The sequence below is a fragment of the Arthrobacter sp. EpRS71 genome (assembly GCF_001512285.1).
GTDB lineage: Bacteria > Actinomycetota > Actinomycetes > Actinomycetales > Micrococcaceae > Arthrobacter.
Genome location: NZ_LNUV01000006.1, coordinates 1119681 through 1134011, shown reverse-complemented (window position 1 = coordinate 1134011; position 14331 = coordinate 1119681). Strand labels below are relative to the sequence as shown.

General features: G+C 63.2%; 15 protein-coding genes. 10 read left to right on the top strand and 5 right to left on the bottom strand.

The features are described from left to right. Nucleotides 1-222 precede the first annotated feature (222 nt). Together AR689_RS15615 and AR689_RS15610 are read left to right on the top strand one after the other, a co-directional pair. Entirely contained in the window at nucleotides 223-1362 is a 1140-nt protein-coding gene (locus tag AR689_RS15615) for an LLM class flavin-dependent oxidoreductase (protein WP_062071574.1), read from the top strand. A gap of 41 nt (nucleotides 1363-1403) precedes the next feature. Beyond that, nucleotides 1404-1844 carry a rhodanese-like domain-containing protein gene (locus tag AR689_RS15610; RefSeq protein WP_062071573.1) on the top strand — a complete coding sequence of 147 codons (441 nt, stop codon included), beginning with the start codon at nucleotides 1404-1406 and terminating at the stop codon, nucleotides 1842-1844. Here the strand turns inward: AR689_RS15610 and AR689_RS15605 are convergent. Next, complete coding sequence (locus AR689_RS15605; protein WP_062071571.1) at nucleotides 1808-3343, bottom strand: MFS transporter; 1536 nt, start codon at nucleotides 3341-3343, stop codon at nucleotides 1808-1810. The genes AR689_RS15610 and AR689_RS15605 overlap by 37 nt on opposite strands. A 192-nt stretch (nucleotides 3344-3535) precedes the next feature. On the opposite strand from AR689_RS15605, the gene AR689_RS15600 reads away from it, so the two are divergent. Continuing rightward, the gene (locus tag AR689_RS15600; protein ID WP_062071570.1) at nucleotides 3536-4909 is read left to right on the top strand and encodes a PLP-dependent cysteine synthase family protein; all 1374 of its coding nucleotides are present in this window, start codon (nucleotides 3536-3538) and stop codon (nucleotides 4907-4909) included. 33 nt (nucleotides 4910-4942) lie between these two features. Here the strand turns inward: AR689_RS15600 and AR689_RS15595 are convergent, their stop codons facing one another. From AR689_RS15595 to AR689_RS15585, 3 genes are read right to left on the bottom strand one after another with little or no spacing between them, the layout of a single operon-like run. Next, the gene (locus tag AR689_RS15595) at nucleotides 4943-6103 is read right to left on the bottom strand and encodes an LLM class flavin-dependent oxidoreductase (protein WP_062071568.1); all 1161 of its coding nucleotides are present in this window, start codon (nucleotides 6101-6103) and stop codon (nucleotides 4943-4945) included. A 17-nt stretch (nucleotides 6104-6120) separates the two neighbouring features. Then, nucleotides 6121-6780, bottom strand: a complete 660-nt coding sequence (locus tag AR689_RS15590) for a methionine ABC transporter permease (protein WP_011776065.1) — start codon at nucleotides 6778-6780, stop codon at nucleotides 6121-6123. A gap of 2 nt (nucleotides 6781-6782) precedes the next feature. Next, nucleotides 6783-7886: a methionine ABC transporter ATP-binding protein gene (locus tag AR689_RS15585; protein WP_156424616.1), complete on the bottom strand. Its 1104-nt coding sequence runs from the start codon at nucleotides 7884-7886 to the stop codon at nucleotides 6783-6785. A 221-nt stretch (nucleotides 7887-8107) separates the two neighbouring features. On the opposite strand from AR689_RS15585, the gene AR689_RS15580 reads away from it, so the two are divergent. The 3 genes from AR689_RS15580 to AR689_RS15570 all read left to right on the top strand — a co-directional run bounded on the left by AR689_RS15580 (nucleotide 8108) and on the right by AR689_RS15570 (nucleotide 10958). After that, on the top strand, nucleotides 8108-8992 hold the full coding sequence (locus AR689_RS15580) for a MetQ/NlpA family ABC transporter substrate-binding protein (protein ID WP_062071566.1): 885 nt from the start codon (nucleotides 8108-8110) through the stop codon (nucleotides 8990-8992). Between the two features lie 80 nt (nucleotides 8993-9072). Continuing rightward, nucleotides 9073-10422 (top strand): LLM class flavin-dependent oxidoreductase, encoded by a 1350-nt coding sequence (locus AR689_RS15575; RefSeq protein WP_062071565.1) that lies wholly within the window; start codon nucleotides 9073-9075, stop codon nucleotides 10420-10422. Further along, nucleotides 10419-10958, top strand: coding sequence for a GNAT family N-acetyltransferase (locus tag AR689_RS15570; protein WP_062071563.1), 540 nt, complete (start codon nucleotides 10419-10421; stop codon nucleotides 10956-10958). The genes AR689_RS15575 and AR689_RS15570 overlap by 4 nt, the downstream gene beginning before the upstream one ends. An 81-nt stretch (nucleotides 10959-11039) precedes the next feature. Here AR689_RS15570 and AR689_RS15565 read toward each other — a convergent pair whose 3' ends face one another. Then, nucleotides 11040-11768 (bottom strand): hypothetical protein, encoded by a 729-nt coding sequence (locus tag AR689_RS15565; protein WP_062071562.1) that lies wholly within the window; start codon nucleotides 11766-11768, stop codon nucleotides 11040-11042. Between the two features lie 131 nt (nucleotides 11769-11899). Between AR689_RS15565 and AR689_RS15560 the strand changes: the two genes are divergently transcribed. From AR689_RS15560 to AR689_RS23390, 4 genes are all read left to right on the top strand, one after another. After that, a complete protein-coding gene (locus AR689_RS15560; protein WP_062071560.1) occupies nucleotides 11900-12259 on the top strand; it encodes a hypothetical protein in 360 nt (119 codons plus the stop codon). A gap of 262 nt (nucleotides 12260-12521) precedes the next feature. Next, nucleotides 12522-12692 carry a hypothetical protein gene (locus AR689_RS15555; protein ID WP_178994140.1) on the top strand — a complete coding sequence of 57 codons (171 nt, stop codon included), beginning with the start codon at nucleotides 12522-12524 and terminating at the stop codon, nucleotides 12690-12692. 242 nt (nucleotides 12693-12934) lie between these two features. Then, nucleotides 12935-14083 carry a glycosyltransferase family 2 protein gene (locus tag AR689_RS15550; RefSeq protein WP_231745548.1) on the top strand — a complete coding sequence of 383 codons (1149 nt, stop codon included), beginning with the start codon at nucleotides 12935-12937 and terminating at the stop codon, nucleotides 14081-14083. Between the two features lie 7 nt (nucleotides 14084-14090). Continuing rightward, nucleotides 14091-14267: a hypothetical protein gene (locus tag AR689_RS23390; RefSeq protein ID WP_185751186.1), complete on the top strand. Its 177-nt coding sequence runs from the start codon at nucleotides 14091-14093 to the stop codon at nucleotides 14265-14267. The last annotated feature ends 64 nt before the right edge of the window (nucleotides 14268-14331 follow it).

Here is a 14331-nt window from a genome sequence, read left to right as displayed (position 1 = left end):
TGAACTTGAATCTAGGAGGCTGTCCAAGGAATGTACAAACCGCTGGACTTGCAGCGTCAAGGCGGGAAATACCGCGTCAAAGGGCTGCTGGAATCGTCATTTTCGGGCCTTTGAAGGGTCGGTTGTGACGGCCCGTTTCGCCGGATTTCGTTGGATTTAGCCCGGTTGAGCGGGGTGACGGATCGGCTTTGGGCTCTGCGCGTGGCTCCGTAGTGTCGTGCCATGCCGAAGCCTCCAGTTACTCCCCTGTCCGTCCTTGACCTGAGCCCGGTGTCCGCCGGTCAGACTCCCGGCGATGCCCTGCGGAGCACCCTTGCCCTTGCCGCCGCTGCCGAGGCTTCCGGCTACTCGCGGTATTGGCTGGCCGAGCACCACCTCAACACCGGCGTTGCAGGATCAGCCCCGCACATTCTGGCCGGGTTGGTTGCCTCCGCCACCAAGACCATCAGGGTGGGTACCGCGGCCACCTTGCTGGGGAACTACAGGCCGCTCCAGATTGCCGAGAGTATTGGAACGCTGGCCGCCGTGTTCCCGGACCGCGTGGACTTGGGCTTCGGCCGCTCCGGCCCGCCCAAATCCCCCAGCGATCCGGCTCCCGGTGTGGTACCCGCTGACTCTTCGGAACCCACCGATCGGGTGGTTGACGGACTGCTGATCCCCGCGCCGCGCCCCATCTTTGGTGCGGTCCTGCCCAGGAAGTTCCGGCTGCAGGGTGAACTGCTGGGTCGCTTTCCCGGTGATACGGACAACTTCGAGAACGACCTCCAGGACATCATCGGATTTTTCACCGGCGAGTACAGGACCAAACACGGCGAGGAAGTCACGGCTACACCCGCTCTTGGCCAGTCGCCCCAGTTTTGGATCCATGGGTCCACCGCCGGCCCCAGCGCCCGCTTGGCTGGCAAGTTAGGTCTCCCCTTCGGCGCGAACTACCACGTGGCACCGGCAGGCGTGCTGGACTCCATTGCCGAGTACAGGGCTCACTTCGAACCCTCCGCGGCCTTGCCGGAACCGCATGTGATCGTCTCCGCGGACGTGCTGGTAGCCCCGGAGGAACGCCAGGCCCAGCGCTTGGCCCGCGGCTACGCCCAGTGGGTTCACGGGATCCGCAGCGGCCACGGCGCCATCCCGTACCCGTCCCCGGAGGATGCGCTGGAGCTTTCCTTGGACGCCGAAGCCGGGGAGCTCATCAAGGATCGCCTGGACACCCGGTTCGTGGGCGACCCCCACCAGGTCAGCGAAGGACTCCGCACTTTGCAGCGGGCCACCGGTGCCCAGGAACTTCTCATCACCACCATTGCCCATGACCCCGCCGACCGGCAGAACTCCTACCAACTGCTCGCCGAGGTATGGGGTCTCTAGCCTTTCCGATTTTCCAACCACCACCTACATAAGGGAGCACCATGTCCATCGAAACCGAAGTCCAAGACACCCAGCTGATCACCGCCGATGCCGCCGCCAAGCTCATCGAAGACGGCGCCCTGCTGATCGACGTCCGCAGCGAAGGCGGCCGCGCCAGCACCGGCGCAGTCCCCGGCGCCGTGGTGGTGAACCGCGAGCACGTGGAGGAGGACTTCAGCCTTGAATCCGCCCACCGGCTGCCCCAGGTCACCGGCACGGACCAGAAGATCGTGGTGTTCTGCGGCTCTGTCAACGGTTCACGACCCGTCGCGCAGAAGCTCCAGGTCCTCGGCTACGCCAACGCTGTCCACGTGGATGGTGGCTTCCCGGCCCTCCGCGACGCCGGGGTCCCCACCACCGGGCCCACCGCACCGCCCGTCGAAGCGGCACCGCCCGCCGCCACTACTCAGGCGTCCACCGAATCGGTGACTTCCGAGCGCTGAGTACCTGCCGCCGTCGTGCCTTCCGGCGTCAGCACCAGTGCCGTCGTCGCGGCTTCCCTCCCGGAAGTCACGACGGCGGCACTCGTCTTTGTGCGGTCCCGCGCCTCGCGCAGCCAGTCGATTCCGCCGGCGAGCAAGGCGACGCCCAGCAAGATGCAGCACATCACGATGCCTTGGTGGAAGGCGTCCTTGGAGGCTGCACCGGTGGCCGCGCCATGGGCTTGAAGGAACATTCCTGCTGCCGCGGCCGAGCACAGCGCCGCAGCGAACCGTTGGCTGAGTTGGTAGAACCCTGCGGCCACTCCGGCGGCACCCACGGGCGCATGGGCCAGGGTGAGTGTCTGGTTCGGCGCGACCACCAGGCCTGTTGCCACACCTTGGAGAAGCCCGACGGCGGCCACCGCAAGAGCCGCTGTCCCGCCGTCGAGCCCCTGCACAAAAAGGTCTTTGGCAATCAGGCAGGCCAAGCTGCCGAGAAGTGCGTACACGATCCCGGCACGCCCGTAGCGAGCCACGAAACGCCAGCTGAAACTGGACGCCAGCAGCATGCCAGCGGCTTGCGGCGCAAGGATGGCTGCCGCTGCCAACGGAGCCAGTCCGGTCCCGGACAGGAAGTAGAACGCCGTCACAGCGGCCATTCCCGCGCCCACGCCAAACTGGCAGAGTGCCACCACTGTGCCCAGTGCATAACCCTTGGATTTTGCCAGCGAGGCACTGAGCAACGGGGTTCGGCCGCGCCGGTGGTACAGGATCTCCCAGCCGGCGAAGGCGAGGAGCGCACCGGCACCGATCACCAGCGACGTCACAGCAATGGTGCCCGCGCCGTAGATGGTGGGAATGAGTGATGCCACCACCACTCCGCCCAACAGCAACGCGCCCAAGATGTCGATGGACGGCTTGGCGTTTCCGGGGTTTTTGCCTGCCGGCCGCGGGAGGAGCCGGAAGGCAAGTGGCACCAGGATCAGCACCAGGGGAACGTTCGCCAGGAACAGGATCCGCCATCCGATCGCGGGGTCGCCCAGTGAGAGGACCAGTCCCCCGATCAGTGGCCCGCACACTGCAGCGGAACCACCGGCGGCGGCATAGGCGCCCAAGGCCTTTGCGCGGTCGTGTCCCTGATAGATGTCCTGCAGGAGTCCGAGCACCTGCGGGTTCAGGGTGCCCGCGCCGAGTCCTTGGAGGAGCCTGGCGATGATGACCAGCGACGGGTCGGTGGCCAGGCCGCCCACCAGACTGGATGCCCCGAAAACGGCAATGCCGGCGATGAAAAGCGTGCGCCTCCCGACGATGTCACCCAGCCTGCCGGCGGGAACCAATGCGACGCCGAACGCCAGCGAGTAGCTCGCCAGGATCCATTGCACGGACCCGGAATCGGCGTGCAGGGAGGCGGACATCGCGGGAACGGCCAGGACGAACATTGCCTGGTCCAGCAGCGTGATGAATCCGGCACCCAGGCAAAGCCAGAGGGCGGAACGTTTAGCGTGATTTCCATGGCCCATGATTGTGGACTCTAGGCGGGTTCTTCCCGGCTTTGGGTATCGCGAGACACCCGGTTAAGAGGCGTTAATCCGGGTTACCGCCGGTGACATGTTTATGACTCTTTGGGGCTTGTTCGCCGAGGCTCCGGTCACGGAAGGACGCAGCGGGAAACGCTTTTTTGTGGGGCGATGTCCGCGTCTTAGCGTGGCCGCATGACCGTGTATGAATCAGTCCTGGACGCAATCGGCGGCACTCCCCTGCTTCGGCTGAAGCGGCTGGGCGAAGGTGTCCGGCCCCGCATCTACGCGAAGCTCGAGTTCCAGAACATTGGCGGGAGCGTGAAGGACCGGGCCGCCCTCTCCATGATCCGGGCCGCAGAACGGACCGGTTTGTTGGAGCCCGGCGGGACTGTGGTGGAAGGGACCAGCGGCAACACCGGGATCGGGCTGAGCTTGGTGGCCGCGCAACTGGGATACCGCTCGGTGATATTCGCTCCGGCGGCCACGGCTGCTGAGAAGATCCGCCTCTTGCGCGCTTTCGGAGCCGAGGTCCACCTGGTGGCCGATTTCGTTCCGCGATCCGATCCCAGCCACCTGGCCAACCGGGCTGCGGCCTTCGCTGCCTCCACTCCCGGGGCCTGGCTCGCGCTGCAGTACGACAACCCTGCCAACCCGCAGGCCCATTGGGAAGGTACCGGTCCGGAAATCTGGGCCGATACCCAGGGCGCTGTGACCCACTTTGTGTCCAGCGTCGGGACCGGCGGAACCATCAGCGGAACCGGCCGGTACTTGAAGCAGGCCAGCGACGGTCGAGTGCAGGTCATTGCCGCAGATCCCGAGCACTCCCGTTACGGAGGGGGCAACGGTTCGCTCAAATACACGGAGGGCGCCGGCCATCCCCTGCACCCGGCGTCGACTGAGGACATCTGGCCTGAGGCGTTCGACACCGCGCTGGTGGACAAATACATCAGCATCAGTGATCGCGACGCCATTTTCACCGCCCGCCGTGCTGCCCGTGAGGAAGGACTCCTCATCGGTGCCACCGGCGGGACCGCCCTGGCAGCAGCCCTGAACCTCGCCGAAACCTTGGACGAGGAGCACACCGTCGTGGTGGTCCTGCCGGACTCAGGCCGGAACTACCTCTCCACCTATTTCGACGACCACTGGCTCGCCTCGCTCGGCTTCCTGGAACCCACGACGCCGGAAGGAACCATCCGTTCGCTTCTCACCGCTGCGCCTGCCGGAGTGCAGCTTTTGGCGAGCGACCTGACAGCGGCGGAGGCCGTCGTCGAACTTCACTCCCGCGACGTGGCACCGGACGAACCGGTGTTCTTGGTCCTGAACCGGGGCCAGAGTTTCGGGACCGTTCACCCACGTGAAGTAGTGGGAGTGGTGACCCTGCGTTCGCTGCGCGGCGTTGAGCCTGCCTCGCCGGCGGTCACCGCTGGTATCCCGTACCGGACGGTTGCCGCGGGACTGCCGGCATCAGAGGCTGGAGCCGCCGCGGACCCGGAGTCTGGTGCTGGTGCTGCCCCGGAGGTCATCGCGGTCCTGGTTGACGGCCGAATCGCCGCGACGCTCACCTAACCCCCAACGCTCTCTCACATCCTGAACTGAGCGTCAGGAGGTGTGGGCCAGCACTCGTGCCCGGGCGGCGGCCTGGCCCGCCCGGAGTTCCTCGGCGGTACGGCCCTGCTCCCGGCGCGCCACTTCCTGCTTCAACTGCGGGATGACGTGCTGGCCAAACTCGAGTGCGTCCGGGACGAAGTCGTAGCCGCGGAGGCCGAAGATCTCGAATCCGAGGTCGTGGTAGTCCAAGATCGCGCGGGTGACGGTGTCGTAGGAGCCGACCAACGCCGTCGCGCTTCCTCCCCCGCCGCCCGCTGCTTTGGCGAGGGCCGTCCAGAGGGCGCGGTCGTGGAGGTCGCCACGTTCCGCGGCTGCTAAGAGCCTGAGGGTGCCGGCAGCTTCTGGCTTCTGGTTGTAATGGCGCACAGGATCAATCACCTCGCCAGCGGATCGTCGCGCCTCGAACGTCCCAAGGATGGCGTGCGCCTTCTCCCACGCCAGCTCATCGGTTGCCGCGACGATCGGCCGGAAGGCGATCTGCCAGCGCAACGGTTCAAGCCTGCCCATTGCAGCGGCCCGCGCAAGGATCTGCTCTTGCTGCGAAGCTGCGTCGGCCAGCGGCTCGCCGAAGAGCGCATAGATGTCAGCTTCAGCGGCACCCACAGACCATGCCGCTACCGAGGAACCGCCAAAGGAAATGCCAGGTCTCTTCCCGGCAAAGGGCCCCAGACCAGAGGCGAAGTTTTCGAAGCGGTAATGCTCGCTGTCCCAACTGAACGAATCCCCGGACCACGCCCGCCGCACGATCTGCATGTACTCCTGCGTCCGGCCGTACCGCGCATCCTTGGCCAGGAAATCGCCCTCGCGGGCCTGGTCCGCTTGGCTTCCACCGGTGATGAAGTGCACGGTCAGCCGGCCTTGTGCGATGTGGTCCAGCGTCAGGAAGGACCGGGCGGCGAACGTCGGGTGGGAAACATTGGGCCGGTGTGCCAAGCGCAGTTGGATCCGTTCCGTGTTCGCAGCAACCCACGCCGCGTGGACCGAAGGATCCTGTGTGGTGGAGTTGTAGGCAAAAAGTACGTGGTCCCAGTTGTTGTCCTCATGGATCCTCGCGATGCGGGCCGCGTACTGGGGGTCGAAGAAAGGCGTGGTGGCAGGGGACGTCTCCGTGGAGTCGTTGCCGGCACCCATACCGAGGAATTCGATAGGCATGTTGTGGCTCCTGAAAGTTAGCGGCGAAGGATGCGCTGGGCCAGGAAGTTACCCAGCAACTGCGCGGCCTGAACCATGACGATGATGATCAGGACGGTCACCAGGGTGACTTCCCAGTTGAACTGCTGGTAGCCGTACATGATGGCGAAGTTACCCAGCCCACCGCCGCCGATGTACCCGGCCATGGCAGACATGTCCACAATCGCGATGATCATGAACGTGTAGCCCAGGATCAGCGGCGCCAGCGACTCGGGAATCACCACGGACCACAGGATGTGAAGCCTGCTGTCACCCATGGCCCGGGCGGCCTCAACCACGCCCGGATCGGACGCCACCAGGTTTTGCTCCACTACCCGGCCAATCACCACGCCGGCCATCAGCGCCATGGGCAGGATCGCCGCCGTCGTGCCAATAGTGGTGCCCATGATGATCAAGGTCAGCGGCGCAATGGCCGTGATGAAGATGATGAACGGGATGGGACGGATGATGTTCACCAGGAAGTTCAGGAACGAGAACACGGCCTTATTGGCAAACAGGTTTCCGGGCCTGGTGGCGTAAAGGGTGACGCCCAGCGCCAGGCCGGCGATGCCGCTGAGCAGGACGGTGATGACCACCATGTAGATGGTCTGCTGGAAGGATTCGCCCAGGACGGGCAGGAGGGTTGTCCAGTCGGTCATGGCTATTCTCCTGCGATCGCGGGGACGGGAAGGTGCGGGACGGCACTGTCGGCTCGCGCCGCCGTCGGAATTTGGCGTTCGACGGCTGTAACGTCACCTAGCTCGGCGAGCGCGGCGTCAATCGAGGCGTCGCTGCCTGTGAGCTCGTAGGTGAGTGTGCCCAGGATCTTGTTCTGGATCTCAGTGACGCCGCCGAACACCACGCTGGAGCCCACGCCGTGGCGCTCGAACGTGGCCGCAACCAGTGGCGTGGGCGCTGACTCGGAAATGCCAATGGAGACAAGCTGGCCCGGGTGTGCCGCTGCGAGGCGGCTGACGGTGTCCGATCCCGGTGTGCCGTGAACGGCGGTGGAGACGAAGCGTTGGGTGGAGGCGCTCTGGGGGTCGGCGAACACGGAGTAGGTGGGTCCGGCTTCCACTACCCGGCCGGATTCCATCATCACTACGGTGTCGCAGATTTCCCGGACAACGTGCATCTCGTGGGTGATCACCACAACGGTGGTGCCGAGTTCCTTGTTGATGCGGAGGAGCAGTCGGAGGACGTCGCGGGTGGTTTCCGGGTCCAGTGCGCTGGTGGCTTCGTCGGCGAGCAGGATGTCCGGGGCGTTGGCCAGGGCACGGGCAATGCCGACGCGTTGCTGCTGTCCGCCGGAAAGCCGGCGGGGGTAGGAACGTGATTTGTCCGCGATGCCCACAAATTCCAGGAGTTCGTCCACCCGCGGCTTGATCTTCTCTTTGGGCCATCCTGCCACCTTCAACGGATACGCGACGTTTCCGAACACGGTGCGGGACTTCAGGAGATTGAATTGTTGGAAGATCATGCCGATGCCAGCACGGACTTTGCGCAACTGGCCTTCGGGGAGCGAGGAGATGTCCTGGCCCTTGACGAACACCTGGCCCTCGGTGGGACGTTCCAGGCCGTTGAGCAGGCGGACCAGCGTGGATTTTCCGGCACCGGAATATCCCACGATGCCCACCACCGTGCCCTCGTCAATGTCCAGGGTGACGTCGTCAACGGCCCGCACTGGTTCGGTGCGTTGGCTGCGCTTGCTTCCTTGGACCGGGAACAGCTTGCTGACTCCGCGCAGGGAAACGATCGCGCTCACCGGAGCCTCCTTCTGGGTTGTTTGAATGCCCATTCCAGCAGCGCGGCTGCCGGGCAATCGAACCTCGTGAACCCCTGTGACCTGCGGTTTCTTCCCTTGACGGTGCGCGTCGGAGTGTTGCGCCGGCGTTCGATTCCCACCACGGCAACTGCCTAGCGTGTGGCAGGGGGAACACCCTGTACCTTCCATTCGCATCAATACCCTTTGTATGGAGAAGCATCATGAAGAACCGCTTGTTAGTGGCCGCCGTCGGCCTGATCGCCGCCCTATCGCTCTCGGCATGCGGGGGTGCGTCAAGTGGTTCGTCTACCTCTGCGAACACCAAGGTGGTTATCGGTGTGGACGACGGCGCCGAGGAACACTGGACCATCCTGAAGAGCAAGCTCAAGGATCAGGGCATTGATCTTGAGGTGAAGAACTTCACTGATGGCGCGCAGATCAACACGGCCACCCAGCAGGGACAGGTGGACATCAACCTGTTCCAGCACCTGAAGTACCTGTCCCAGTTCAACGTCAACAGCAACGGCACTCTGGTTCCAGTGGGCGCCACGGCCGTTTACCCGCTGGCGCTGTACTCGGAGAAGTTCAAGTCCGTTGGCGAACTGCCGGCCGACGCTGAGGTTGCCATTCCGAACAACCCCACCAACCAGGCCCGTGCACTGTTGAACCTGCAGACCGCTGGCTTGCTGCAGCTCAAGGATGGCGGCAACTCGCTGTCCACCCCGGCTGAGATCACCTCGAGCAAGATCAAGGTTGTCCCGGTGGACAGCAACCAGACGGTGAACGCACTCAAGGGCACCACTGATGCTGCCGTCGTGAACAACACTCAGGCCCAGAAGGGCGGCTTGGGTGACGAGAAGATCATCTTCAAAGAAGACCTGAACTCGGAGTCCTTGGCGCCCTACATCAACGGCTTCGTAGTGAAGGCAGACCGCAAGGACGATCCCACGTGGAAGAAGATCGTGGACGCCTATCACACCCCTGAGGTGGAAGCCTCGGTGACCAAGCTCAACGACGGCAACCTGCAGTTCAAGGCTGACTGGACCGCTGCCAAGCTGCAGGAAGTCCTTACCGCCGAAGAGGCAGCCATCAAGAAGTCCAAGTAGCACTTGTGGGGCGGCGGTCCTGCGCCACAGAGCACCGCTGCCCCACACTCCCCCCGGAAAAACAGCACCGAAACAGGCCCATGAACCAGACACTCATCCGTGAACGCCAGCAGATCCACTTCTTCGCCTACATCGTGGGCACCGGCATCCACCTGGCTTCGTGGCGCCACGAGACATCGTTCCCTCAGGCGAGCATCGACTTCGCCCACCAGGTACAGCTCGCCAAAACTGCCGAAGAAGCCAAGTTCGACGCGATCTTCCTGGGCGACTCCCTCGCGATCGATGAGACGTCCAATCCGGGCATCCTTAACAGATTCGACCCCATCGGCCTGGTCACGGCCCTTGGCGCGGTCACCAGCAATATCGGCCTCATCGCCACGTCCTCCACGTCCTATGACGAGCCCTTCAACTTTGCCCGTGCGGCCCTCACCGCGGACCACATCAGCGGCGGCCGCGTTGGCTGGAACATCGTCACCACGCGGGACCTCACCAACAGCACGGCCGGCAATTTCAGTGCAGATGAGCACTTCGACCACAGCCTTCGCTACCGTCGCGCTGAAGAGTTTGTGGAGGTCACCCAAGGGCTCTGGAATTCCTGGGACGCGGACGCTTTCCTCTACAACAAAGCGCAAGGACGATTCTTTGACCGGCACAAACTCAGCCGGCTGGACTACCAGGGCGAATTCTTCAAGGTCGCCGGGCCGCTGAACATCGGTCCCTCCCCGCAGCACTCCCCTTTGCTGGCCCAGGCGGGCACCTCCGTCCCCGGCCAGAAGCTGGGGGCCCGCTTCGCCAACGCCCTTTTCGCGAGCCACCCCGACATTCCGCAGGCTCGGCAGTACCGGGAGTCCGTCCGGGCTCAGGCGAAGGCGTTCGGCCGGAATCCCGACGAAATCTACGTCTACCAGGCCATCTCGCCCGTGGTCGCGGACACCCGGGTCGAAGCTCTGGAACGCATCCGGGAGTTGGACAGCCTCATCACCGATCAGCAGGTGCTTGATTTCCTGCAGGAATACTTCGCAGGCCACCTGGATTTCACCGGGCTCGGTGCTGACGCCACAGTGGCCCAGTCCGGCATTCCCACCATCACGCAGCCCAGGACAGACTTCCGCTCCGCCGGGGAACAGATCCGCGGACGTGAGGACGAGGTCACGCTCAAGGACCTCTACTCCATCCTCACGGGCGACAAACGGAACCACGACTTCATCGGAACGCCCCGCCATGTGGCCGACTCCTTGGCCCGCTGGCACGCCGAGGGCGCCGCCGACGGCTTCAACCTCATGTTCTCGCTCCTCCCCCAGGACCTGGAGCGTTTTGCCACCGGCGTCATCCCCCTGCTCCAGGAACGCGGCCTTGCACGAACTGAGTACACGGGCACAACCCTGAAATCGCACCTCGGACTCGATCCGCAGCCGAAAGGACAATCATGACCACCACACCAACCGTTGCCACCGGCACCCACGTGATTCGGCACGCCCGCCCTGAAGAGTACGACGCCGTGGGGCGGCTGACGTACGAAGGGTTCGGTCATCATCTCCCCGGCGCACGCCAGCCCGATGAACAGCGTCTTGACCTCTTGCTGGATGCCGCGGCCAGGGCACGCGAAGGCGTCCTGCTGGTTGCCGAGGACGTGGAAACAGGACGTTTGGTGGGCACCGCAAGTCTCCTGCCCTTTGGCTCACACCTCAGCCGACAGGCACAACACGGCGAAGTGGAACTGAGGCTGCTGGCCGTGCTCCCGGAAGCCCGCCGCACGGGCCTTGGCCAGAAACTCCTCGACGAGTCCGCCGGCCTGGCCGCAGCCCAAGGTGCCCAGCGCGTGGTGCTGGACACCGCCGTCGACAATGAGACCTCGCAGCGCCTCTACCGCCGCTTGGGCTACGTCCGCCGGCCCGAGCGTGAGAAGGAACGGCCCGCGCCGAAGGTGCAGTTGGTGGTCTACACACTGGATTTGCAGTCGGCCTGAGGGAGGAGATCCAGCGCACATCCCCGCAGGCGCCCGGTTGGGTGACCGCCATGTAGATCGCCCTAGTACACAACTAAGGGGCTATTTCAGCGTGACAGTGCTTTCGGCCGTTTCCTTCTTGTCGTGATCGAGGTCGCCGTCAGCACCCTGAGGCGTCATGGTCACCTTGATTTCAGTTTCCTTGCCAGCGGTGTAAGCGAAGTTCTCCGCAATGTTGAAGGACTCACCCGGCTTCAGCACGAACGGGTCCTTCTCTTTCAGCTTCACGCCGGAGTCGGTCAGGCCGTGCTTCTTGTAGCCATCGCTGCTGGAGTCCGAGGGCATACCGCCGAGGTACTTCCAGTCCGTGTACTTCGCGTTGGGCGTGATCAGCGAGTGGCTCAAGGGGATCTCAGCGGATGAAGTGTTGGTCACCACGTAGTTCATGTACACCACGGGGTCACCCTTCTTGAGCAGGTTTTCCTTGGTGTCCTTGTCCACGAACATGCTGTCCTTGGACGCCACATCGGTGGCCACCTGGTAGACATCCACGCTGAAGCTCTCGCCCTTGATGGTGCCCAGCTTGTCCCCGGCTTCGGAAATCGGCAAAGCCCACGCTGCGGTCTTGTACGAGCCCGACGAAGTACCAGCGCCTTCGGATGAGGCAGCCGACGGGGACGCCGAGGCTGACGGCGAAGCAGCCACGGAGGAGGACGACGACGGTTCCGAACCACCCGTCGTCGGGCTGGCTGGTGCCCCGCCACAGGCGGTCAGGGCCAATAGCCCCGCAATCGCAAGACCGCTTGACTTTACTGCAAGATGTATACGCACTTTTCTCCGAGAGACTGGTTGAGTTGACGTGGCACTATTCATGCTTGGTAGTGTCGGCGGCGTCGCGTTTATGATGCGAGAAACCAAGTCCAATTTTGACCGTCAATAAGCGACCCCTTAAGTAGCAGGCGATGAACGAAGAAGCATCGGAAAAGGCAAACACCAGCAAGCCACATCAGATCTCGGTCCGGACTTACCTCATCTGCATCGCTGCACTTATTGCTTTGTCCTTCGGAGCCCCCGCGGTGGAGAAGCTTCTGCGGCCCAGAGCTGAAAAGGTCTGCACCACCGAGAATGTGGTCATTTCCCATGAGAACCGCAGCCGCACCTCTTACAAGCTAGAGACCTCGTGCGGGCAACTTGTGGTGGACGACTCGATAGCCGAGGAAGCCGACAGGACCATCAAACGGCAAACGACGTACCGTATGGTGATCGCCTCAGGTCTCTTGGCTGAGTATCTGGTGGAGTTACCAGTGGAAGTACAACCCTGACGCCGATATCCGACGCATAGCCCACAACTTCCTGTTGGGGGACCACCGAGCTTCGTCTGCGGAGCGCGGGTTACACGGAGTAATGAGCAACGTGTAATCGGTCACACTTGGCCGAATTCGCTTGTCAACCGTGGTGAGCAGCATGAACCATGAAGGAGGGAATTAGTTCCCTTACAAGCTGAATCAGCAATCCTCACCGACGAGGATGCGGCCCCTGCGAAGAAGCTTGGGGCTGTTAACGGCCTGAGTGAAAGTACTGACAATGACGACACATACTGACTCCATCACGCTGAAAATCTGGGACAAGTCGGCCATCGACCACACCATCGATGCCGCCATTGAATCCCTCTCACACCGCGCTGCCGCCGAAAACTGCGGGATCGCGGTAACCCTTAGCGGCCCCAAGACCTTCACGGTCAGCCTGAACCGCTAAGCATCTCAAGCACAACACAAGAGGACGACGCCGGTACCTACCGGCGTCGTCCTCTTGCTTTAACGCCCACCAGGGGCGCGTCCAAAAGCGGTACAAGTGGACCGCCACCCCGAAACGTGACGCCATCCAGAAAGTCCTGATCAAACCTTGAGACTTCCTTGATGGTTTCCCTCCCCTGATCTTGCGTTCGCGTTGGAACTCTAAGTGAGTCAACGCTTCAACGCACGAACGGAGGGATCACCATGCTTACGGAAACAATGGCCGCCACAGCTGCACCGGCCCCGGCAAACGCACCGGCCACGGCTTCCAAGCGGCGCCGGTCCCACCGTGCGGCAGGAGGGGTAGTCACTGTCCTGGTGCCGGCACACAACGAGTCCGCCGGCATCACCGAGACGCTGCACTCCTTGAACAACCAGACACACCGCCCGGACCGCATCATTGTGGTGGCAGATAACTGCACCGATGACACTGAAGAACTCGCCCTGGCCCAAGGCGCCGAGGTGATCCGGACCGTTGGCAACAAGGACAAGAAGGCCGGAGCACTGAACTTCGCCCTCAGCCAGCTTCTTCCGGATGCCGACCCCGAGGACCTTGTCCTGGTGCAAGACGCCGACTCACAGCTCGCCCTCAACTTCATTGAGAACGCCACCAAGAACCTGCTGGCCGACGAACTGCTCGGCGCGGTGGGCGGAGTGTTCAGCGGCGGCCCTGGCGGCGGCTTTGTAGGCCATCTGCAGCGCAACGAATACGCCCGCTACGCGCGGGACGTGAAGCGGCTCCATGGTAAGTGCCTGGTAGTGACCGGCACAGCGGCGCTCTTCCGCGTCAAAACACTGCGCGACGTCGTGGCCGCCCGGTTGGAGGGCACGCTCCCTCCCGGCAACGGTAGGGGCGGCGTCTATGACACCTCGGTCCTGACCGAAGACAACGAACTCTCCTTTGCCCTGTTGACCCTGGGCTACCGCATCGCGTCACCATCTAACTGCACACTGGTCACAGAGGTCATGCCCACGTGGCGTGAGCTGTGGTCACAGCGCCTCCGGTGGAAGCGCGGCGCGGTGGAGAACTGCGTGCAATACGGATGGACAAAAGTAACCAGGCCTTATTGGGGACGCCAATTCCTCTCCATGATCGGCGTCATAGTGACCCTGGCCTACTTCGGTTCCCTCGTGTTCGCGTTATTGTCCGGCACGGGCCTGATCCTTCAGCCCTTCTGGATTACCGTCACCGGCATTTTCATCCTGGAACGCATAGTTACTGTGCGTTTCCGGGGCTGGAGGTACATGCTCCTGGCCGCAACCATGTACGAAACCGTCATCGACATCTTCCTCCAGGCTGTTCACGCCAAGGCGTACCTGGATGCAGCGTTCAACAGAAAGAAAGTTTGGTAAACGACTCATGTACAACAACCCAGTAGCCCCAGTGACCGGGGCGGCAGCCGCCGGAATGGGCTCCGGAACGCTCGCGATGACCGGAGCCGGGGACCTCTTCTGGTTCGCGCTGGCAGCTTTTGCCATGCTGGCCCTCGGACTCGCTATCAAGAGGATTGTCCCGGTCCGGGCCCAGAAGAACTAAGCAAGCAGAACCAGTCCAACCACCCGCCCGCAGTTGTGTCGCTACCTCCAGCGCGACACAACTG